This is a genomic window from Bosea sp. F3-2 (genome assembly GCF_008253865.1).
Lineage (GTDB): Bacteria > Pseudomonadota > Alphaproteobacteria > Rhizobiales > Beijerinckiaceae > Allobosea.
On sequence record NZ_CP042331.1, the window covers coordinates 6,080,477 to 6,101,420 of the forward strand.

Consider the following 20,944-nt stretch of genomic DNA (forward strand, 5'->3'; position numbering starts at 1 on the left):
GACGGAACACGCCCGTCATTCCGGACAAGCCGCGAAGCGGCGCCGATCCGGAATCCATCGAAGGGCGCTGCGCTCTACGATGGATTCCGGGTCAAGCCCGGAATGACGGCATGGTTCGGTGCAAGGTCAGGACAGACTAGGAACCGGAGCGGTTCCACCATGGCGACAGGAATAGAAAGCGGACGTTGCGTGAAAGCCTGACAGTTCTGGCCGGCCTGCTGGTACTGGCGCTGCTGGCGGCCCTGGTCGGCCCCGGCTTTGTCGATTGGCGCGCCTATCGTCCGCAGATCGAGGCCAGGCTGAGTGAAGCGCTGGGCGTGGAGACGCAGATCGGCGGGGCGATCGGCCTGCGCCTGCTGCCGTCGCCGCGCATCTCCCTTGAAAATGTCCGGATCGGCAATAGCGACGGCACAACCAGCACGGCGATGGCCGAGCAGGCGACCGTCGAGCTGGCGCTCGCCGCCATGGCGCGCGGGGAGTTCCGGTTTTCGGAGGTCGAGATCGACGGGGCCACGATCACGCTTTCCCTCGACGAGACGGGGGCGATCCGCCTGCCCGAACGGACCGGCAAGGGCCTGCCGGCGGAAGCGCGGCTCGACAGGTTGCGGATCAGCCGTTCGGCTCTGATCTGGCGCGAGCCGGGCAAGCCGGCGGTCGCACTGGCGCCGATCGCCGCGGAGGTTTCCGCCGTCAGCTTTGCGGGGCCCTGGCGGTTCGAGGGCGAGGTGGCGGGCGCGTCCCTGCGCGTGACGACGGGCGAGCTGGAAGAGGGCGGCCGGCTGCGTGCCAAGGCCTTCCTCACCGGCGAGGATCTGCAGCTCAATTTCGACGGCTCGCTGGTCCTGCCGACGGGGCCGGGGCGGGTCGCCGTCGAGCTCGACGGCGCCTTCGGCCTGTCGCCGGGCGGAGCGGTCTCGCTGTCGGGGCGGGTCAAGGGCGGCGGTCGCCAGCTCGACCTTGCCGGTCTTACGCTGGACCTTGCCGGCGGTGCAGCGAGGCTGGAGGGTGAAGGACAATATCTGCCGGGAACCGGAACCGGCTCTCTGGCGCTGCGGGCTCGCCGGCTCGATGCCGATGCGCTGGCGGCGGCGCTGGCGGAGCGCCAGGGCTTCGAGCGGGCGCTGCAGGGCCTGCCGGGCGCTCTCGATATCGGCCTCGACCTCGATCAGGTCATCTGGCGTGGCGAGGATTTTTCGACATTTGCGCTGCGCGGACGGCTGCATGACGGCGGACTGGGCGATGCTTCGGCCTCGGTCCGCGTAGCCGGCGCCTTGGTCGGGGCGAGCGGCAGTCTGGGCGCCAAAGGGGCGTCGGGCCGCATCAACCTCAAGGCGGATGATGCGCGGCGCGTTGCGCTGGTTCTGGCCAGGGCGGGACTCGACCCGGCCATGGCCGATTTCATTGCCGGGCTCGGGCGTATCGATGCCGATGCGGTCGGCGCTTGGGCGTCGGGGCGGATCGCGTTCCAGCGGTTGCTGGTTGCGGGTTCATCCGGCTTGCGGCTCGACGCTTCCGGCGAGGCCGGGCCGACCAGGCTCGCCGCCAAGGCGACGGTCAGCGGGCTTGCGCTCGACACGCTGCCACCGGGGACGAGCTTCAGCGGGTTGTTCAGGCAGCGCGATATCGCGCTCGACCTGACGCTCGCCAATGCGCGCTTCCGCAATGCTCCGCCGGGTTCGGCCAGCCTCGATATCCGCCGCGAGGGCGATGTCTGGCGATTGAGCCGGCTCTCGGTCGACGGTTTCGGCGGCGTCAACGTCACCGGAGCAGGCTCGCTGCTGGCTGAGGGCGGGGAGATCTCGGGACGGGTCCGTGCGCCGCGTTTCGAGACCCTGACGGCACTGGCCGGGCCGCTGCTGCCGGATGCGGCCGTGCAGGCGTTGATGCGGGCGGGAGAGGGGGTAGCACGGCTGGACACCGGCTTCCGCCTGACGCGGGCGGCCTCGGGCGAAACCGCGCTCTCGGCCGAGGGCAACGCCGCGGCGGGGAAGCTGACGGTCAAAGGCCAGCTCGACCGTGCGGGAAACTGGAGCCGCACCACCCTGGGCTTCGATCTCGCCGACCGGCGCCAGGCCTTCACGGCGCTTGGCCTGCCCGCGCCGATGCAGGGCGGTGCTGGCCGGCTCACGCTCGACATCGACAAGGGCCGCATGGTCGGCTCGCTGGCCGGGCCGGGGCTGTCGATCGTCGTTGAGGATGGTACCGGGCAGATGCAGGTCTCGCTGCAGGCCGAAGGGCCGGGCCAGGTTCTGGCGGAGGGGCCGGCGCGGCTGTTGCCAGACGGCGTGCTCGATGCCCATGCGCGGCTGCAGGTGACCAGCGAGGCGGTTCGGCTCGACGCCGTCGCAGCCAATCTTGGTGGCATGGCAGCCAGCGGCTCGTTCACCTTGCCGCGCGATGGGCGCTACACGGGACGTTTCGCGATTCCCGCCGCCGATCTGCGCCAGCTGATCGCGACGGCTCTGGGGCCGGCGCCGCTGGCGCCCGGATCGATCTGGTCCACCGCGCGGTTCGGGAGCGTCGGCGAGTTGCCGGAGTTCGACATTGGGGTCGAGGCCGGCTCGCTCGCAGTCTTCGACGGTGGGACGATCCGTAATGCGAGCTTCACGTTGCGTTCGGATCAGGACGGGCTGAGGGTCGAAGACATCAAGGGAGCCTTCGGCGGAGGCCAGGTCACAGGCCGCCTCGGCCTGCGCCGTGATGGTGGGCTCGCCCAGCTCAATGGACGCCTCGGCTTGACGGCGATCGACGTCGTGGAGCTGACCAAGGGCGCTGTCGGCGGCAAGGCTTCGGGGCAGGTCGAGTTCGGTGGATCGGGCGAGACGCCGGCCCGCCTGATCGCGGGCCTGAGCGGGGCCGGCAGCCTGTCGCTCACTGGCACGCGCCTCGCCCGTTTCGATCCGAATGCTTATGCCCGCGTCATCGCCAGCACCGGGGAGGATGCCTCCGAGAGCGATGCCTCGCGTCTGCAGGACCGGCTGGCTGAAGCGCTCGATCGCGATGCCTGGGCGCTCGGCGACGTCACCTTGCCGTTCACGCTGGCGGGCGGACTCATCCGGCTGCAGCCATTCAGCTTCGAGCGCAACGGCTTGCGGGCGGAGGCGAGCGGCATCGTCGATCTGCGCGCGCTCAATGCCGATCTCCGGCTCGGCCTCAAGCCTATCGGCGCGCTGCCGAAGGGCTGGCCCGGCGATGCGCCGCAGATCGGGATCGCCTGGCGTGGCCCGCTCTCGAACCTGCGACGGGAGAGCGATGTCAGTGCGCTGTCGAACACGGTGGCGGCGCGGGCTCTGGCGCGCGAGATCGAGCGCGTCGAAGCCTTTGAGGCGGATGCGCGCGAGCGGGCGACGCATGCGCGGCGGCTCAGGGCCGAGCGCGAGATGCGCGAGAACGAGCGCAAGCTCAACGAGTTCCTGAAGGTGCAGGAGGAGACCCGCCTCGCCGAGGAGAAGCGGCAGGAAGAGCTGCGACGGGCCGAGGAGCTGCGCAGGCTAGCCGAGGAGAAGCGGGCTGAGGACGCCCGCAGGGCGGAGCAGGCGCGCATCGAACAGGAAGTACGTCGGCGCATCGAGGCCGACGAGCGCGCCCGGGCCGCGGCCGAGCGCGCCGCTGTACAGACTACTCCCGCGCCTCAGCAACAGCCGGGGCCACTTGTCCTGCCGGGTGCGCCGCGTACCAGCTCTCCGGAAGGCGCCGTTCAGCAGCCGGCCCCGCCGCTGCAGATCCTGCCGGGCGCGCGGCCGCGCAATTGAGAGCGTGGTTCAAGGGCTTCGCGACCTGAATCCGATTTCCTTCACAAGTATTTGAAATCTCGTGCTTTGTGCGCGCCGATGGGGTGCTTCACTTCGCTCCTCGCCATGACGGGAGGCTCTTCCCCACCCCCTTGTGGGGAGGGGATAGGGGTGGGGGTCGGACGACTGGGTGCGGCGTATCGAAGTGAGGCGGCGCCGGTCGAGCGAGATGTCGGACCCGTCACCAAGCGGCACCACCCCCACCCCCATCCCCTTCCCACAAGGGGGAGGGGAGTCGCGCGCGACCATCGCGATTGCCTGTTGCACCGCTAGCCGTCCCCATTTTCCGCTCTCTGTCCGTTACATCCAGCGCCCGCCGGCCGGCGGCCGATGCTCCGCTCGCAATGACGGCGGAAGCGGATCGGGTTGTGTTCAGCTCCGTTCCCCGGCCAGCTTGCGGTAATGCGCGAGAGCGTGGAGGCGCAGGGCCGCGGAGAGGTTGATGTCGCCGCGCGCAGTATCGATCTCGGCGATCAGGACGGAGAGGCTGCGCCCTTCGCCGGCCGCGATCTCCTTCAGCGCCTCCCAGAACGCGTCTTCCAGTGAGACGCTGGTGCGATGGCCTGCGATGCTGAGGGAGCGCTTGCGCTCCGCGCTCATGCCTTCTCCGGCGCGTCGTCCCGCGACAGGCGATGACCGTCGATGTGGCGGGCGGCCTTGTCGCGCTCGGCCTCGGTGAGGCTGCGCTCGGCCTTGGTTCGGCCGAAGCTGATGCGGTTCTGCTCGGCCGCCTTGTCCGCCTCCGCGCGCGCCTTCTGCTTGCGGGCGCGGCGAAGGTTGATGATCTCGGCCATCGGCGCCGCTCCGTCAGCGCGGGCCGAGCATCTGCTCGGGCTTGACCGTCTTGTCGAAGAGATCGGCGTCGACACCGGCCTTGAGCGCTTCCTCACGCAGCGTCGTGCCGTTGTGATGCGCGGCCTTGGCGATGTTGGCGGCCCTGTCGTAGCCGATCGCCGGGGCGAGCGCGGTCACCAGCATGAGCGAGCGCGACAGCAGCTCCTTGAGCTGCGTCTCATTGGCCTCGATGCCCTCGACGCAGTTGGTGCGGAAGCTCTCGGCCGCGTCGGCCAGCAGCCGGACCGACTGCAGGAAGGCGGCGGCGATCACTGGCTTGAAGACGTTGAGTTCGAAATGGCCCTGGCTCGCGGCGAAGCCGATCGTCGCCTGGTTGCCGTGAACCTGGGTCGCGACCATGGTCAGCGCCTCGGCCTGGGTCGGGTTGACCTTGCCGGGCATGATCGAGGAGCCGGGCTCGTTCTCCGGCAGGCTGATCTCGCCGAGGCCTGAGCGCGGGCCGGAGCCCATCAGGCGGATGTCGTTGGCGATCTTGAACAGGTCGGAGGCGAGCGCCGCCAGCGCGCCATGGGCGGCGGCGAGCGCGCCATGGCTCGCCAGCGCCTCGAACTTGTTCTCGGCCGTGCGGAAGGGCAGGCCGGTCAGCGTCGCGACCTCCTTGGCGAAGAGCGCGGCGAAATCCGGATGGGTGTTGAGGCCGGTGCCGACGGCGGTGCCACCCTGCGCCAGCGCGTAGAGCCCGCCGAGTGCGGCTTCGATGCGGCCGATGCCGAGATGGAGCTGCATCGCATAGCCGGAGAATTCCTGGCCGAGCGTGACGGGCGTGGCATCCTGCAGATGGGTGCGGCCGATCTTGACGAGGTGCTTGAAGGCCTCGGCCTTGGCGTTGAGCGCCTTTTCGAGATTGCGCAGGGCCGGGAGTAGCTTGCGGCTGATCTCGAGGACAGCCGCGACATGCATCGCGGTGGGGAAGGAGTCGTTCGAGGACTGGCCGCGATTGACGTGGTCGTTGGGATGGACCGGGCTCTTGGCGCCGAGGCCGGCGCCGAGGAGCTCGTTCGCCCGGTTCGCCAGCACCTCGTTGGCGTTCATGTTGGACTGGGTGCCTGAGCCGGTCTGCCAGATCACCAGCGGGAAATGGCTGTCGAACTTGCCGGCAAGCGCCTCGTCCGCCGCCTGGCCGATGGCGCCGGCAACGCGCTGCTCGAGCAGGCCGAGCCTGGCGTTGACGTGGGCAGCCGCCTTCTTGACCAGCACCAGCCCATGCACGAGCGGCAGCGGCAGGCGCTCACGCTCGCCGCCGATCCGGAAATTTTCGAGGGAGCGCTGCGTCTGCGCGCCCCAATACCGGTCCGCGGGCACAGCGATGGGGCCGAAGGAATCGGTTTCGGTGCGCGTCTCGGTCATGGGAGGTCCGTCAGGTCTTCTTGCGGAAGGAATCGAGGCTGACGACTTCGGCGCCGCTCTTGCCGTCGTCATCGGTCTCGCTGATCGTCGCGTCGCTGCCCTTGTCCGAGGCCTCTGCCGCCGAAGCTCGCGTCTTCAGCGCCGGCACGCCGGCTGGTACGACCTTGGTGGGAACGCTCGCGGGGGCGGCTACCGACTCAGGTTGCGGGGCATCAACCTCCTCCGGCTCGCCCTGCGTCTCGAACTTCAGGCCGAACTGCACGGAGGGGTCGAAGAAGGTCGTCACCGCATCGAAGGGAATGAGCAGCCGCTCCGGCACGCCCGAGAAGGACAGGCCGACCTCGAAGGCATGGTCGCTGACGCTGAGGTCCCAGAACTGGTGCTGGAGGACGATCGTCATCTCGTCCGGGTGCTTCTCGCGCAGGCGCTGCGACAGGCGCACACCGGGCGCCCCGGTCCGGAAGGTGATGTAGAAATGGTGCTCGCCCGGCAGGCCGTCCCGCGCCGCCTCCGTCAGGATCTTGCGGACAACGCCCTTCAGCGCTTCCTGCACCATCAGATCATAACGAAGAACATCTTTGGACATCGGGTGCGTTTTTCCGCTTGCTGCTCCGGCGGGAACAGCCGGCAGGCCAGAATGAAAGTGGAGGCTTCTGTTGCCAGGCGCCTCCGAGCCCCGCCTTACGCGGCTAAGCGCAAGGACTTTGGTTTGGGAACCAGCACCGCTTACGCGGCGACAGCAACCCGAGCATTGTTGTCGTTGGCAACTATGCTTTGGCCCGATAACGGCGGAACCATGCCGAGCAAAAGGATAACTTTTACACCCTCGTCGATCCTATTTCGCCCCCGCCAAAACCCTGCGAAATCAGGGCTTTGGTGGAGGCGCCGGGTACCGCCCCCGGGTCCGAAAGGCTTATTCCGAAATCCGTTTATCGCCATAGCCGCTCTTGCGAGTGGCACTCACGAATATAGGCGCAGCATCGGCGCGGGGAAAGAGTGCTGAGCCGATTTCGACAGGCAATGCGGCATTCGCGCCTCAATCGAGAATGCGACCATTTCGAATGTCGATGTCGAGGATCATCTCGTTGTCGTCGACGCTGCGGCCGGATATCTCCCAGCGGTCGTCGGTGCGCGTTATCGCCTCGACATGGACGAGGCCGGCGCTCCAGGCGATGTTCCGGGCCTCGCTTTCCGAAATGAGGGCTCCCGTTTCCCGGGCATGCCCGGCCACTCCGACAAGACCGTTCAGTGCGAGGGCGACCAGCAAGCGGATTCCGGTCGTTTTGATCCACATCGACATATCCCCCACGAATCAGGCGGCGATGAGCCGCCCGGATTGAGGCGGGTTTGCGGATGTCGATGTTCACGGCTGGTCGCAATGGCGTGAGCCTTGGAGCATTTCCGCGACCCTTCAAAACGCGGAAGTGACCCAACCCTTTATTTTATCGCATTTCTTCACGCGCGCCGGTGTCGATCCCGCTTGAGAATGCTCTAGTTGCGTCCGGCTTCGGCGGAGGCTGGACGCTCGCGCTCCATCTTGATGATGACACCGTCGCTGGCCCGCAGGCTGATCTCGATCACGGCGCCCGTGCTGTCCCGGCCCTCGACCTTCCAGGCGTCCTTGTCGAGTTTGATCTCCTCGACGCGGACGACGCCGTTCTCGGCGGCGATGCGGCGGGCCTGGTCCATCGAGACCGGCGGCTGCGCGGGGTTGATGGTCTCGGGCGTCTGCGCGTGGCCTTCATGGCCCTGGAGCCAGAACGGGCCGGAGGCGGCAAGTGCCAGGAGCGATCTGCGCGAAAGCATGGAAATGCCTCCCTCTTGGGCTACGAAAGAGGGAACCGGGGGCCTGCGCCATTGTTCCGGCCATCGGCTGGCCGGAGCGCATGCAAAGTCTGGGGATGCCTGCAGCGGCGAGGGGGGCCAAGACGCTGCCGAGCCGCTATGTTCGTCCGCCTTCCAGAGAGTCGCCATGCGCCAGTACCATGACCTGCTTCAACGTGTCCTGACCGAAGGCGTCCGCAAGGACGACCGCACCGGCACCGGCACGCTCGCCGTCTTCGGCCACCAGATGCGCTTCGACCTGTCGGAAGGGTTCCCGCTCGTCACCACCAAGAAGCTGCATCTGAAATCGATCATCCACGAGCTGATCTGGTTCCTGCGCGGCGACACCAATGTGCGCTACCTGCAGGAGAACGGCGTCACGATCTGGGACGAGTGGGCCGACGCGAATGGCGATCTCGGGCCGGTCTATGGCCGGCAATGGCGCTCCTGGGCGGCGCCTGACGGGCAGGTGATCGACCAGATCGCCTGGGTGGTGAACGAGATCCGGCGCAATCCGGACTCGCGCCGCCTGATCGTCTCGGCCTGGAACCCCGCTGACATTCCGAAGATGGCGCTGGCGCCCTGCCATTGCCTGTTCCAGTTCTTCGTCCAGCCTTCCGAAGACGGGCGCGGCAAGCTGTCCTGCCAGCTCTACCAGCGCTCGGCAGACGTCTTCCTCGGCGTGCCTTTCAATGTCGCGAGCTATGCGCTGCTGACCCACATGATGGCACAGGTCACCGGCCTCGGCGTCGGCGATTTCGTCCATTCCTTCGGCGATACTCACCTCTATGTGAACCATCTCGATCAGGCCCGGTTGCAGCTTTCGCGCGAGCCCCGCGCGCTGCCGAAGCTCTCGCTCAATCCGGCGGTGACGCGGCTGGAGGATTTCCAGTTCGGGGACGTGACGATCTCGGACTATGATCCGCACCCGCCCATCAAAGCGCCGATCGCGGTCTAACCGGAACCACGCGGCGGCTCTTGCCCGAGGGAACGAAGCGACGGGCGACAAGATCGACGCCGAACGATTCGATCGACAGACCGATCACTATCGCCGCTTGTCGAACAGCAAAGCCGCGTAAAGCACCACGCTTCGGCTATGACGATGAACTGGAACGAGACTTGCCGCGACAAACCGAAAAATCGCGGGAGGTGTCGTCTTGGATCAGACAGAGTTCCGTTGCGAAACTTGCTGGTCGCCGCATGTTTCAATCCCGGACGACCTCAAGCCGGAGAGCGAGGTTCTTTGCGGTCGCTGTGGTGGCGTTATCGCGAAGTGGTCGGATTTCTGCGGGTCGATTTCACTGGCCGTGACCAACCAGGTGCGCGTTCAGCCTGCTGCGGAATTGTTCCGGATGGCAGGCTGATTGACCATGAGAAAACTCATTCCGGCCCGTCTGAAGAAGTGCCTTCACGATGCTTTCCTTGTCACGGTCATGCTCCTCGGCGGCGCGCTGACGGTGGCCTGGCTCCTCTTCCTGGGCTGCGCCGCCTGGGAGATGCTGCTGTGGGCCCAATCGATCAGCGGCGCCTGAAAACGGCAAGGCAAGGCATCCGGAGATCCTCTCAGGCGCAAAATGCTCGCCAGAGGCGGGCGGATCGGTCGGACCGTCAGACGGCAGCTAAAGCTGGCCGGGGAGAGTGGCTTCGAATTGAGCCGGGCTGCGGCGCGCGTCAGAAGCAGTTTACGTTTTGGCCCTTCATCGTGCAGGTGCTCGTAATTCGCTCCTCGGCAGGCGGCGGCTCGAAGCTCCCTGCTGTTCGGGGTACATAGGTCTGCCCATTGCTTTGCATCGGATCGACGCCTGCGGAATCCGACAGGCCGCCGACGGCAGCGCACCCCGTCAGAAACAGACAGCACGCGGCCAGGAAAAGTTTCTTCATACCAAGGGCTCCTTACCAAACCCGATCCTGCCGCGATGCGAGAGCGAAGTCACGGCTCCTTCGGACGGCCCTTGCGTAGCTGAGCCTGTCTGAGCTGGCGGTAGAAGCACCCGGAACACGGGGCCAACCAGCCTCTCGGTTAGACCCTTCGACGCATGGTCGGGATGCCGAAACAGGGGATGGTCGGCGAGGGCACTGGATCGTTACCATGCTGCGTCGCACAAATTTGGATGCGATGCACAATGGGCTTTCGAATCCATCATGGCCAAACGAAACAGCGGATCTGTCCGGCGCCGAAAAGCTTCCGTGCAGCGTAAGCAATGGAAAGCGGTTGTTTCAGCCTGGCAGCAGGGTGAACTCGACTGGCAACCCGCCTGGGGCCCCCCGCCGAACGATCCGGCCTGCCTTTGCCCGCAAGCCGTTCTGGCCGAGCTTGGCATGACATCGAAAGCAGCAGCCTGAGCTCGATACCCACGGGTTGTGCGAAGGAGGGCCATTCAGCGCCCATTCGCGTCGGGAACATCGCTGCGTGCGCCAGCTTTGCGGTATTGGGCCACCTCCGCACGGGTGCCCAATCTGGGCGCTGCGCTTCAGCCCTGAACGCTTCCGTACTTTCCCCTGGCTATTCGCTTCGCCACGCCGGCGGCACTCTTCATTCGCTGGCCATCCGGATTGATCGGCATCACCCAAAACTCTTTGCTCGCGCCTCCCCAGGATAGCACGAGCTCGTCATCCATCTCCCATGTCCCGGTTTTTCCGGACGCGTCGCGAACGGTCCCGTTCGGATTCACGCAGAGCGATTCGTCGGTGGCGTATGTGCCGTTCTTGATCGGCCATTCGAAGATGTATTTCCCGCCGCCGGGAACAGACCAGGTTCCGACCAGCCGGATCGCATTCAGCTCTTTGATGATGTCGGCATGCTGCATGAGCGGGAACCGCAACCATAGGTCGGTTCGGGCCAATGATTCAGCCCATGCAGCTTGGAGGCTGGGGCCGAAAAGCGTGTTCAGCATCTTGAATTTCGGGCCGTCGCCGTTGTGAACTTCGCTGACTGACGGGTTCTTGAATGAATGCTCCGAGGTTGTGTGGCCATAGATCCAGACTCCCAGACCGATCCTGTCGAGCAGCATCGTGGTGAGGCCACCTGCAGAACCGGCAAGGCAAGAGTAGAACACGATACTGCTGCCGGGCTTCATCTTCGGCTTGAGTGCATCAGCCAGCTTGCCGATGTCGTCTTTGGTCAGGATGTGCCCGCCCAACTGCGTGTTGAAGCCATGGCCAAAATAGGCAAATAGATCGAGGCCCCCGGCCATCATGTCGATCTTTTTGAGGAAATCGTCTCGGTTTTCCGGATAGCTCAAGCCATTGCCGAACTCTGAATAGCCTGCCTTGTAAGCATCCCGTACTCTCACCGCGGCTGGCTTGAATACGATATCGCAGTCCTTCTCTCCGCGTTTGTTATCTCTGGTCGTGATGGCCCAGGCATTGATCATGGCGGCCTCCAAAATCGGGCCCATGCGACAGACGCCATTCAAGGGATCAAAATTGGCGGTCTGGAACGTCCACCAAATGATGGAGCCGTCCTCGGTGCTGGAGTTTGATCGGGCAAGGCCCTGCGCGCCCGGCCGCTCTCCGGAGCGCGACCAGGGCAACAAGCGATCCTTCGGGACGAACTGAGCGCGAGCTCGAACCTTTTGAGGCAGAACATCGGCCCTACTGATCCGGCAGATCGTAGACCGACGCCTCGTCGGCGCTCTCGCGCAGGCCCTTGAAGGATCCATGGCGAAGCTCGCCGTCGTCGGTCCAGGCACGGAATTCAATCTCCGCGACCAGCTCCGGCTTGATCCAACGATACGCCTTGCTTCGACCGGTCATGTTGACCGCGGGCTTTTCGATGATGAGTTGGTCCATCTGCTCCCGCAGGGCTGTCGCGCTCGCATCGGTGAAACCAGTGCTAACACTTCCAACATAGACGAGCTGGCCGTCCTCTCGAGCTGCGACCAGAATGCGGCCGACACCGCCAGGCGCCGCGACCGAAGGCTCATAGCCAATGATGACGAAGCTCTCGGACTGGACGCACTTGATCTTGAGCCATTCCCCGCCACGCCCAGATCGGTAGGGAGCGGATCGCCGCTTCGCAATAATGCCCTCTAGCCCCATCTCGCAGGCCAGCCGCAGGAATGCCGGCCCATCCGCGTTGATGTCCTCGCTCAGGTGGATCGAATTGTGCGGCGAGCCTCCCAGGATGTCCTCGAGAATTCCTCGTCGCTCCTCGCAGGCGAGCGCGCGGATATCGTGGCCATTCAGATAGAGCAGGTCGAAGGCATAGAGGATTGCCTGGGATGTGGTCCGCTTCCCGCCGAGGCCGCCCAAGGCCTTCTGCAGCGCTCCGAAGTCTGAGGCTCCGCGCTCGTCGACGATGACCGCCTCCCCGTCCAGGATCGCGCTGTTGACTCCGAGTTCAAGGGCGTCGTGAGCAATGATGGGAAAGCGCGACGTCCAGTCATGCCCACCTCGCGTGATAATCCGGACCCGCTCGCCAGGCTCGATGTGGAGGGCGAGGCGATAGCCGTCCCATTTGATCTCATAGGACCAATCCCGGCCGGTCGGCGACTTGCTGGTCAAAAGCGCGAGACACGGCTCGACACGTTGCGGCATTGGATCCGTGAAGAGGCGCTCCAACTTCCGCCGCCGGGTGAGCGGTCCCTGAAGCGTATGCCCGCCCAGCCCGGCCCTGAGAACGCGCCGCGCGCACATCGACGCAACTCCACAACGCACGAATAAGGAACGGGCGACGGATGGATTCGTTCCTCTCGGAGCCGCGTGCGATCAAGAGGCGCTAGCCCCATAATTTCAGTGGCACGGCAACAAACACAGCACCGCGCTTGCGTGCCGCTTTGACGTCACGATCTGCCTGAATCTCCTGAAGAGCACGAGCCGAGGGCAATCGCTCGCCCTGTGCGAGGGCGTCAACGGCCCAGGCGAGGAGGCTCGATCGTGCCGACGCGACGCATTCGTCCAGTGTAGTGCCGACTGAGATGGCGCCGGGAACGTCCGGAAACCAGCCGCCGTAGAGCGACCGTGGCTCCTTTTCGATGACGGCTACAAACTGCATGGCTCAACACAATTCTGGTTCTACCGCGATCCGACGATGGAAGGCGTCGGATTCTGGCATGGGGTAAGGATGAGGTCATTAAATCAGCCGCTTTCGCCCTCGAACGCCATCACAGCAAGGACTGATGACCCAGCGATAACGAGCCATATGGCATCACCGATCCAGGTGGTTGGAATCGTTGGCGACGCCACCACCGATGTAATCCCAGCGACCGAGAACAATGCCGAGAGAAACGAAACGCGCCACATTTCCGCCTCCATTTTTGGAGGCGCTAACGCAATTTGTCAGAGCGGGTTCCGTGGAATTTCGTGGGTCATTGAAAATCGTCGATCCCAGCATGTCCCTTGATCGCGCCGCGCCGAAGCGACACCAAGCGTGCGTCCCCAAAGTCGGGGCGGGGAGCACCGATCACATCGGCGCGGGCTCGGAACGAGCGGCATGCGGCGCTGAAGGCGAAAGGCTGAGGTCAGCTATCGCAAGCCGGGATTGAGAGACGCCGAGCCACCCACGCCATGGGAGGAAAAAGGCGGCAGCTCGGCGCCACGCCGCATCGAAGAGGCGCAGCGGGAGATTGCCCACTAATGATGAACGACAGACCAACAACCAAGTCGGTGGCACGGAATGTCGAGGGGCCAGGCCGGCCGTTCGGTCCGGGGCTTGACGGTTGCTCGCTTTACAAATGAGGCCCTGGCCTACAAGGAAAGTCGGTAACTTCACGGGCCTGCGGACGGGCACTTGCTATTTTGGGTTCCCCTTCGCGGTCTGAGCCGCCGCGACAGCGCGATTGCAGCCGGGCAGGTTCTGCTTGCGGTTGCATGCGGCTATGCCGGTGCGGGCGTTGTCGCTCTGCTGTCGACGAGGCTTTTCGGGCATGAACCGAGTTTCGACGGTCGAGAGGCGGCTTTCTTCCTGAGCGTCGGCATTGCCACGCTGCTGCTGGCGTCGGTTTCGGGCATGTCGACGCGCCATGCGCTGGCCCTGTCCTGGCCCGCCGAGCGGCGGATCGTCATCCGGTTCACGGCCGCCCTCCTGGGCATTTTTGCGATCGAGGCCGCCGTCCTGTTCTCGGGGCTTCTGGGATCGCTGGACGAACTCAAGGCGATGTCCGGTTCGGAGCGCAGCCTGCTCGGCCTGGTGAACGCCGTCATACTGGCGCCGGTCGTCGAGGAGTCCCTGTTCCGTGGATTGCTCTTCACGCGCCTGCGCCGCCACTACGCGGTGTTGCCGACCCTTGCCGTCGTGACGCTGGCCTTCGGCTTCCTGCATGTCGAGAACGGGCTGCTTCACGTCGTCTCGGTTTTGCCGGCCGGGGCCTTTCTCGGCCTGGCCCGCGAATTGTCGGGCGGAATTGGATTGCCGATGCTGCTCCATGCCTGCATGAACCTCGCCGTCGTCATCGTGGGACTTGCCTTATGACCCTCAACATCCGTTCCGCCCGCCCCGGCGACGCCGGGCTCGTGCTCGCTTTCATCAAGGAACTGGCCGAGTACGAGAAATTGCTGCACGAGGTGGTCGCGACCGAGGCGGAGATCGGCGAGGCGCTGTTCGCGCCGAATCCGAAGGTCTTCTGCGACATTGCCGAATGCGATGGCGAACCGGTCGGTTTCGCAGTCTGGCTCTACACCTATTCGACCTTCTCGGGCCGCCACGGCATCTGGCTGGAGGACCTCTATGTCCGGCCCGGCCAGCGTGGGCGCGGTATCGGCAAGGCCCTGATCGCGGGGCTGGCGCGTCGCTGCGTCGCAGAAAATCTGCCGCGCCTCGCCTGGTGGGTGCTGAACTGGAACGAGCCTTCGCGCGTTTTCTATCGGTCGATCGGCGCCAAGGCGCAGGACGAGTGGACGGTGAAGCGGCTGGAGGGTGAGGCGCTCAGGCGGTTGGGCGCGGAGGGTTGAAGCCATGGAGAAGCGCCCGATCGTGGTGATCGCGGCCGTCGCCGACAATGGCGTGATCGGCGACGACAACCGCCTGATCTGGCGGCTCAAGAGAGATCTGCAGCGGTTTCGCGGTCTGACGATGGGCCGCCCGGTGCTGATGGGGCGCAAGACCTTCCTTTCCATCGGCAAGCCGCTTCCGGGACGCGAGATCATCGTGCTGACCCGCAACCCCGGCTTTGCGGCGCAGGGAGTCCGGGTGGCGCATAGTCTCGACGAGGCGCTGGCGCTCGGACAGGAGCTGGCGGCGGCGAGCGGGGCTGATTCCGTCACGGTGGCGGGCGGGGCGGAGCTCTATCGCCAGGCGCTGCCGCTGGCCGACCGGCTGGAGCTGACGCTGGTCCATGCCAAGCCTGCCGGCGACGCGCTTTTCCCCGACTGGGAGCGTTCCTGCTTCGACGCGGGGGCGAACGAGCATCACCCGGCCGATGCCGACAACGAGCATCCTTATACTTTCGTCACCTATCGCAGATACTGCTAGAGCCTGCTGATTTTCCACGGAACCAAGCCGTCATTCCGGGCTTGACCCGGAATCCATCGTAGAGCGCCGAGCCCTATGATGGATTCCGGATCGGCGCCGCTATCGCGGCTTGTCCGGAATGACGGCGCGTTTTGGTGCAAAAGCAGCATGCTCTCGTCGCCGCCACGCGGCGACCTGCGGACGGGGCCGGGGCCGTTCCCCGAAAAGGCGCGCCGCCACCCGCCGTTCACGATGAACAGCTTGCGCGGTTGACGAATCCGTGGCCCATGACCAACTCAGCCCTGCGTCTTCAGCCGAAGGCGCTGACAAGCGGCCGCTATTCGCCTATGGCTCGGCCTCGACAGAACGGAAGGGATCGGCTCGGGAATGCCTTGGAGCAATCAGAGCGGCGGTGGCAGTGGCGGGGGTGGACCCTGGGGCCAGCGCGGGGGTAGCGGTGGCGGCGGCCCATGGGGGGGCGGCTCAGGCGGAGGCAACGGCAATCCGCCCGATCTCGAGGAAATCCTGCGGCGCAGCCAGGACCGGCTGAAGAACCTGATACCGGGCGGCAATATCGGTGGGCGCGGGCTCGTGCTCGGCCTTCTGCTGCTCGTGCTGATCTGGCTCGGTTCCGGCATCTATTTCGTGCGGCCCAACGAGGTCGGCCTCAACATCGTGTTCGGGCGCTTCGCCGGCAAGACGGGCGAGGGCGCCAACTGGAACTGGCCCTATCCGATCGGCAGCGTGATCAAGCCGCAGGTGACGAATGTCATCACCACCGAGGTCGGCTTCCGCACGGTCGAATCGGTGCGTACCTCGCGCCAGACCGACGTCATCGAAGAGAGCCTGATGCTTACCGGCGACGAGAACATCGTCGACATCGATTTCATCGTGCAGTGGCAGATCGATCCGGCCGCGCCCGAAAACTACGTCTTCAACATCCAGGATCCGTCCGGCACGGTGAAGGCCGTGGCCGAGAGCGCGATGCGCGAGATCATCGGCCGTCGCAACATCCAGCCGGTGCTGACCACCGACCGCGGCGCGATCGAGACCGAGGTGCGCCAGCTGATGCAGGAGACGCTCAACGGCTACAATGCCGGCGTGCAGATTCGCCTTGTCCAGCTCCAGAAGGTCGACCCGCCGCAGCAGGTCATCGACGCCTTCCGCGACGTCCAAGCGGCGCGCGCCGACCAGGAGCGCCTGCGCAACGAGGCACAGACCTACGCCAACCGCGTGGTGCCGGAGGCGCGCGGTCGCGCCGCCCAGCTCGTGCAGTCGGCCGAGGCCTTCAAGGAGCAGACCGTGGCGGAAGCGCGCGGCCAGGCCAGCCGCTTCAACGCAGTCTACGAGCAGTACAAGAATGCTCCGGGCGTGACGCGCGAGCGTCTCTTCCTGGAGACGATGGAACGCGTGATGGGCGGGACCGACAAGATCATCCTCGACACCCCCGCAGGTGGGCAGGGCGTGGTGCCCTATCTGCCGCTCGACCAGCTCAATGCGGGCCGACCGGCCCAGGGCTCCCGTCTGCAGGGAGGGGCCAACCGATGAACGGCTCCTTCCTTCGCGCGGCGCTGCTGGTCGTCGTCGCCGCTGTCGCCGTCGTGTTCTATGCCTGCACCTTCGTGGTGTCGCAGACGCAGTCGGCGATCGTGCTCCGGCTCGGCGCCGTGCGCGCCGTCAAGACGGCGCCCGGCCTCTACTTCAAGTGGTTCGCGCCGATCGAGACGGTGACGCTGCTCGACAACCGCATCCTCGATCTCGACCTGCCGGCGCAGGAAATCATCGCCTCGGACCAGAAGCGTCTCGTGGTCGATGCCTTCACGCGCTATCGCATCTCCGATCCGCTGCGCTTCTACCAGGCGGTCAACAACATCCCGCGCGCCAACTCGCAGCTCGCCTCGATCGTGAACGGCAATGTCCGCTCGGTCCTGGCGGAAGCGACCTTCACGGCGATGGTGCGCACCGAGCGCTCGCGGCTGATGAACCGCATCCGCGACGACGTGAACCGCGAGGCTGCCCGCTTCGGCATGACCGTGGTCGATGTCCGTCTGCGGCGCGTCGACCTGCCGGCGGCGAACTCGGCGGCGGTGTTCCAGCGCATGCAGACCGAACGTCAGCGTGAAGCTGCGGAAGCGCGCGCGCTCGGCGGCCAGCAGTCGCAGGAGATCAAGGCGCGCGCCGACAGGGATGCGACCGTCGTCGTGGCCGAAGCCCAGCAGCGCTCGGACGTGATCCGTGGTGAAGGCGAGGCAGAACGCAACAAGGTCTTCGCCGAAGTCTTCGGCAAGGATCCGGAGTTCTTCTCCTTCTACCGCTCGATGCAGGCCTATGAGGCCAGCATCAAGCCGGGGGATACGCGGATGGTGCTGACGCCGGATTCGCCGTTCTTCCGCTACTTCAACGGACCGAACGCGCAGCGTCAGGATGGTCAGGCCGGAGCCCCGGCGACGCCTGCCACGCCTGCGCCGGCCCGGCCCTGATTAAGGCGAGCGACGCGAATGCTTGATTTCATCGCGGCGCTCGGCCTGGTCTTCGCTATCGAGGGCATCCTTTTCGCCGCGATCCCGCATCTGGCGAAGGATGCCCTGCGCAGCGCGGCGGAAACCCCGCCGGACCGGATGCGGCTCATCGGCCTCGGCTCGGCGGTGCTGGGCGTGATCCTGGTATGGTTTGCGCGCGGTAGCTGATAGAATGACGGCATGGGCACGTGATCGTGTTCAATGACATGATCGTGCGTCGCCCTTCCGCCGCATTTCGGAGTTCAATCAACGGGCGCGCCTGCCTGCATCAATCGGCCCGCATCTTTCCGACATGAGGATCCATATGGCATTGAAATCCGTTCCCGCAGTCCGGTCCGTCCGCATCGCTCTTGCTGCCGGCGTCGCTGGCCTCGCGCTGCTGGCGTCTCCGGTTCTGGCGCCGGGGCAGGCGCAGGCGAACACCCCGCTGCTGCAGGGGCAAGTCTCCCTTGCCGACCTTGTCGACAAGGTCATGCCGGCGGTGGTCAACATCTCGGCGGTGACCACCAATGACCAGAAGGGGCGCAACCTGCCGCAGCTGCCGCAGCTCGGTCCGGACACGCCCTTCGGCGACCTGTTCGAGGAGTTCTTCAACCGCCGCAACCAGCAGGGCGAACGTCAGGCGCCGCAGCAGCGCCGCTCGCAATCGGCCGGTTCCGGTTTCGTGGTCGATCCGTCGGGCATCGTCGTCACCAACAACCACGTCATCGGTGACGCCAACGAGATCACGGTGATCTTCAACGACGGGCTGCGGCTCAAGGCCGAGGTCATCGGCAAGGACACCAAGGTCGACCTCGCCGTGCTGCGCGTGAAGCACGACAAGCCGCTGCCGGCCGTCAAGTTCGGCGATTCCGACAAGATGCGGATCGGCGATCCGGTGATGGCGATCGGCAATCCGTTCGGCCTCGGCGGCTCGGTTTCCTCGGGCATCGTTTCCGCCCGCAACCGCGACATCAGCCAGGGCCCGTACGACACCTATATCCAGACCGACGCGGCCATCAACAAGGGCAACTCGGGCGGCCCGCTGTTCAACATGGCGGGCGAGGTCATCGGCATCAACACGGCGATCCTGTCGCCGACCGGCGGCTCGGTCGGCATTGGTTTCGCGGTCCCCTCGACGCTGGCGACCAACATCGTCGATCAGCTCAAGGAGTTCGGCGAGACGCGGCGCGGCTGGCTTGGCGTGCGCATCCAGACCGTCGATGACGCCACCGCTGAAGCGCTCGGCCTCGGCACGGCGCGTGGCGCCCTCGTCGCCGGCGTCGACGACAAGGGCCCGGCCAAGCCCGCCGGGATCGAGACCGGCGACGTCATCGTCAAGTTCGATGGCAAGGAGGTAAAGGATTCGCGCGATCTGCCGCGCATCGTCGCGGCGACGCCGGTCGGCAAGGACGTGCCGATCGCGGTGATCCGCAAGGGCAAGGAAGAGGTCAAGACGGTCAAGCTCGGCCGCCTCGAGGATGGCGAGAAGGTCCAGGCGGCATCGGCGAACAAGCCGGCGGCCGAGCCGGCCAAGCCTGCGGTGACGAGCGCGCTCGGCCTCGAATTCTCGCCGCAGACTGACGAGCTCAGGAAGCGCTACTCGATCAAGGACGGCCTCAAGGGCGTGGTCATCACCAAGGTCGACGCCAACTCCAATGCCGCCGACAAGCGCATCCTCGTCGGCGAACTGATCGTCGAAGTCGGCCAGGAGCCGGTGAATGCTCCGCAGGACGTGACCAAGCGGCTCGACACGCTCAAGAAGGAGGGCAAGAAGTCCGCTCTCCTGCTCGTCTCAAACGGCCAGGGCGAGGTCCGCTTCGTCGCCGTCTCGATGAACTGAGACGGACGACATTTGCAGAATGTGAAGGGCGGCCCCTCAGGGCCGCCCTTTTTCATGCCGCTGCCGCAGCCCGGTGGGCAGGCGATCGCGCTGGCGCAGAGCGCCGGAACATGGCTAGAGCTTCGCGACGCTGCTCCGGAAATCCGGACGCGCCGGGAGAGGCCAGATGAAAATCAGCGAGATTCCCTTCGTCACCACCGACTGGTCGACGATTCCACCCGAGCGCCATGCCGGGGACAGCGGCGAAGCGACCTGGCGCGTCCAGTATTTCGGACCGGAGGAGAACCGCATCCGCGTCCGCATGGTCGAGTATTCACCCGGCTACGTCGCTGATCACTGGTGTTCCAAGGGCCACATCATCCTGTGCCTGGAGGGCGAGATGGAGACGACACTCGCTGACGGGCGCGTGATGCCGCTCAAAGCGGGTATGAGCTATCAAGTCGCGGATGGCGCCGAAGCGCACCGCTCCGCGACCAAAACCGGCGCGAAGCTCTTCATCGTCGACTGATCAGACGCGGACGATCTCGCTGCCGGCATAGCCCTGAGCGTAGAGCAGGGCGGTGAGGTCGGCGTGGTCGAGGCGGGCGTCGGCGGCCGCGGCCACAGCCGGCTTGGCACGGAAAGCTGCGCCGAGCCCCGCTTCGCCGAGCATGGCGAGGTCGTTGGCGCCATCGCCGACGGCAAGTGTCGCTTCAGGCGCCAGACCGAAGCGCGCGCGCAGCTCGATGAGGGCGTCGAGCTTGGCCTGCTTGCCGAGTATCGGATCGGCGACCTCACCGCGCAGGATGCCGTCATCGGCCAGCAGCGTGTTGGAGCGGTGCTCGTCGAAGCCGATCGTCGTGCTGATCGGGCCGGTAAAGACGGTGAAGCCGCCTGATACGAGGGCGGTATAGGCGCCGTTGGCGCGCATGGTGCGAACGAGTTCGCGCCCGCCCGGCGTCAGCGTGATGCGGTCGCGGATGATCTCGTCGACGACCGAGAGCGGCACGCCCTTGAGCAGTGCGACGCGCTCGCGCAGCGCCGGTTCGAAATCGATCTCGCCGCGCATCGCCCGTTCGGTGATCGCGGCGACGTGCTCCTTCAGCCCGACGACGGCGGCGAGCTCGTCGATGCATTCCTGGCCGATCATGGTCGAATCCATGTCGGCGAGGAACAGCGCCTTGCGGCGCGTCGCTGCCGGCTGGACGATGACGTCGATCGCCTCGCCTTCCAGCGCGGCGCGGATATCGGCTTCGAGCTTGCGCATATCGGCCGCTTCCGCGAAGAGGTCGGCGGCGACTGCGCCGTCGAGCACGGCGGTGCGGACAGCCCCCGGAACGGTGCTGATGAGGCGGGCCAGCAGAGCTTCGCCGACCAGCGCCTGGCCGTGGGCGGATACGAGTGTGGCGACGAGCAT

General features: G+C 65.8%; 23 protein-coding genes and 1 other RNA gene. 12 read left to right on the forward strand and 12 right to left on the reverse strand.

Going from position 1 to position 20,944, the window contains the following annotated elements; translation table 11 throughout:
* Positions 1 to 185: 185 nt before the first annotated feature.
* Entirely contained in the window at positions 186 to 3,752 is a 3,567-nt protein-coding gene (locus tag FQV39_RS28300; RefSeq protein WP_149133329.1) for an AsmA family protein, read from the forward strand.
* Positions 3,753 to 4,163: 411 nt separating this feature from the next.
* Here the strand turns inward: FQV39_RS28300 and FQV39_RS28305 are convergent, their stop codons facing one another.
* The 7 genes from FQV39_RS28305 to FQV39_RS28335 form a co-directional block, all read right to left on the reverse strand.
* On the reverse strand, positions 4,164 to 4,391 hold the full coding sequence (locus FQV39_RS28305) for a ribbon-helix-helix domain-containing protein (RefSeq protein ID WP_149133330.1): 228 nt from the start codon (positions 4,389 to 4,391) through the stop codon (positions 4,164 to 4,166).
* Entirely contained in the window at positions 4,388 to 4,585 is a 198-nt protein-coding gene (locus FQV39_RS28310) for a DUF4169 family protein (protein WP_149133331.1), read from the reverse strand. Before FQV39_RS28310 ends, FQV39_RS28305 begins: the two co-directional genes overlap by 4 nt.
* A 13-nt stretch (positions 4,586 to 4,598) precedes the next feature.
* Positions 4,599 to 5,993 (reverse strand): class II fumarate hydratase, encoded by a 1,395-nt coding sequence (fumC, locus tag FQV39_RS28315; RefSeq protein ID WP_149133332.1) that lies wholly within the window; start codon positions 5,991 to 5,993, stop codon positions 4,599 to 4,601.
* Positions 5,994 to 6,003: 10 nt separating this feature from the next.
* Positions 6,004 to 6,579, reverse strand: a complete 576-nt coding sequence (locus FQV39_RS28320) for an SspB family protein (RefSeq protein ID WP_149133333.1) — start codon at positions 6,577 to 6,579, stop codon at positions 6,004 to 6,006.
* Positions 6,580 to 6,635: 56 nt separating this feature from the next.
* Positions 6,636 to 6,991, reverse strand: a transfer-messenger RNA (tmRNA) gene (ssrA, locus tag FQV39_RS28325).
* Positions 6,992 to 7,029: 38 nt separating this feature from the next.
* The gene (locus tag FQV39_RS28330) at positions 7,030 to 7,287 is read right to left on the reverse strand and encodes a PepSY domain-containing protein (RefSeq protein WP_187640096.1); all 258 of its coding nucleotides are present in this window, start codon (positions 7,285 to 7,287) and stop codon (positions 7,030 to 7,032) included.
* Positions 7,288 to 7,484: 197 nt separating this feature from the next.
* A complete protein-coding gene (locus FQV39_RS28335) occupies positions 7,485 to 7,799 on the reverse strand; it encodes a PepSY domain-containing protein (protein WP_187640097.1) in 315 nt (104 codons plus the stop codon).
* Positions 7,800 to 7,965: 166 nt separating this feature from the next.
* Here FQV39_RS28335 and FQV39_RS28340 point away from each other — a divergent pair, with 166 nt between their 5' ends.
* The 3 genes from FQV39_RS28340 to FQV39_RS33350 all read left to right on the forward strand — a co-directional run bounded on the left by FQV39_RS28340 (position 7,966) and on the right by FQV39_RS33350 (position 9,349).
* Positions 7,966 to 8,775, forward strand: coding sequence for a thymidylate synthase (locus FQV39_RS28340; RefSeq protein ID WP_149133336.1), 810 nt, complete (start codon positions 7,966 to 7,968; stop codon positions 8,773 to 8,775).
* 199 nt (positions 8,776 to 8,974) lie between these two features.
* A complete protein-coding gene (locus FQV39_RS28345; RefSeq protein WP_149133337.1) occupies positions 8,975 to 9,181 on the forward strand; it encodes a hypothetical protein in 207 nt (68 codons plus the stop codon).
* Positions 9,182 to 9,187: 6 nt separating this feature from the next.
* Positions 9,188 to 9,349: a hypothetical protein gene (locus FQV39_RS33350; protein WP_187640098.1), complete on the forward strand. Its 162-nt coding sequence runs from the start codon at positions 9,188 to 9,190 to the stop codon at positions 9,347 to 9,349.
* Between the two features lie 139 nt (positions 9,350 to 9,488).
* On the opposite strand, the gene FQV39_RS28350 is transcribed toward FQV39_RS33350, so the two are convergent.
* The 4 genes from FQV39_RS28350 to FQV39_RS34470 all read right to left on the reverse strand — a co-directional run bounded on the left by FQV39_RS28350 (position 9,489) and on the right by FQV39_RS34470 (position 12,813).
* Complete coding sequence (locus tag FQV39_RS28350; RefSeq protein WP_149133338.1) at positions 9,489 to 9,698, reverse strand: hypothetical protein; 210 nt, start codon at positions 9,696 to 9,698, stop codon at positions 9,489 to 9,491.
* Positions 9,699 to 10,288: 590 nt separating this feature from the next.
* The gene (locus FQV39_RS28355) at positions 10,289 to 11,350 is read right to left on the reverse strand and encodes a hypothetical protein (protein ID WP_149133339.1); all 1,062 of its coding nucleotides are present in this window, start codon (positions 11,348 to 11,350) and stop codon (positions 10,289 to 10,291) included.
* Between the two features lie 61 nt (positions 11,351 to 11,411).
* Positions 11,412 to 12,455, reverse strand: a complete 1,044-nt coding sequence (ligD, locus tag FQV39_RS28360) for a non-homologous end-joining DNA ligase (RefSeq protein ID WP_149133340.1) — start codon at positions 12,453 to 12,455, stop codon at positions 11,412 to 11,414.
* Positions 12,456 to 12,537: 82 nt separating this feature from the next.
* Positions 12,538 to 12,813 (reverse strand): type II toxin-antitoxin system HicB family antitoxin, encoded by a 276-nt coding sequence (locus FQV39_RS34470; protein WP_149133341.1) that lies wholly within the window; start codon positions 12,811 to 12,813, stop codon positions 12,538 to 12,540.
* Positions 12,814 to 13,548: 735 nt separating this feature from the next.
* On the opposite strand from FQV39_RS34470, the gene FQV39_RS28370 reads away from it, so the two are divergent.
* The 8 genes from FQV39_RS28370 (at position 13,549) to FQV39_RS28405 (ending at position 20,056) form a co-directional block, all read left to right on the forward strand.
* Positions 13,549 to 14,229, forward strand: coding sequence for a CPBP family intramembrane glutamic endopeptidase (locus FQV39_RS28370; protein ID WP_149133342.1), 681 nt, complete (start codon positions 13,549 to 13,551; stop codon positions 14,227 to 14,229).
* The gene (locus FQV39_RS28375; protein WP_149133343.1) at positions 14,226 to 14,708 is read left to right on the forward strand and encodes a GNAT family N-acetyltransferase; all 483 of its coding nucleotides are present in this window, start codon (positions 14,226 to 14,228) and stop codon (positions 14,706 to 14,708) included. The genes FQV39_RS28370 and FQV39_RS28375 overlap by 4 nt, the downstream gene beginning before the upstream one ends.
* 4 nt (positions 14,709 to 14,712) lie before the next feature.
* Positions 14,713 to 15,228, forward strand: coding sequence for a dihydrofolate reductase (locus FQV39_RS28380; RefSeq protein ID WP_149133344.1), 516 nt, complete (start codon positions 14,713 to 14,715; stop codon positions 15,226 to 15,228).
* Positions 15,229 to 15,594: 366 nt separating this feature from the next.
* The gene (gene hflK / locus FQV39_RS28385; RefSeq protein WP_149133345.1) at positions 15,595 to 16,755 is read left to right on the forward strand and encodes an FtsH protease activity modulator HflK; all 1,161 of its coding nucleotides are present in this window, start codon (positions 15,595 to 15,597) and stop codon (positions 16,753 to 16,755) included.
* Positions 16,752 to 17,687: a protease modulator HflC gene (gene hflC, locus FQV39_RS28390; protein ID WP_149133346.1), complete on the forward strand. Its 936-nt coding sequence runs from the start codon at positions 16,752 to 16,754 to the stop codon at positions 17,685 to 17,687. The genes hflK and hflC overlap by 4 nt, the downstream gene beginning before the upstream one ends.
* Before the next feature lie 18 nt (positions 17,688 to 17,705).
* The gene (locus tag FQV39_RS28395; protein WP_149133347.1) at positions 17,706 to 17,894 is read left to right on the forward strand and encodes a DUF2065 domain-containing protein; all 189 of its coding nucleotides are present in this window, start codon (positions 17,706 to 17,708) and stop codon (positions 17,892 to 17,894) included.
* A gap of 136 nt (positions 17,895 to 18,030) precedes the next feature.
* On the forward strand, positions 18,031 to 19,548 hold the full coding sequence (locus tag FQV39_RS28400; RefSeq protein WP_149133348.1) for a DegQ family serine endoprotease: 1,518 nt from the start codon (positions 18,031 to 18,033) through the stop codon (positions 19,546 to 19,548).
* Between the two features lie 166 nt (positions 19,549 to 19,714).
* The gene (locus FQV39_RS28405) at positions 19,715 to 20,056 is read left to right on the forward strand and encodes a DHCW motif cupin fold protein (protein ID WP_149133349.1); all 342 of its coding nucleotides are present in this window, start codon (positions 19,715 to 19,717) and stop codon (positions 20,054 to 20,056) included.
* Here FQV39_RS28405 and serB read toward each other — a convergent pair whose 3' ends face one another.
* Complete coding sequence (gene serB / locus FQV39_RS28410; protein ID WP_149133350.1) at positions 20,057 to 20,944, reverse strand: phosphoserine phosphatase SerB; 888 nt, start codon at positions 20,942 to 20,944, stop codon at positions 20,057 to 20,059.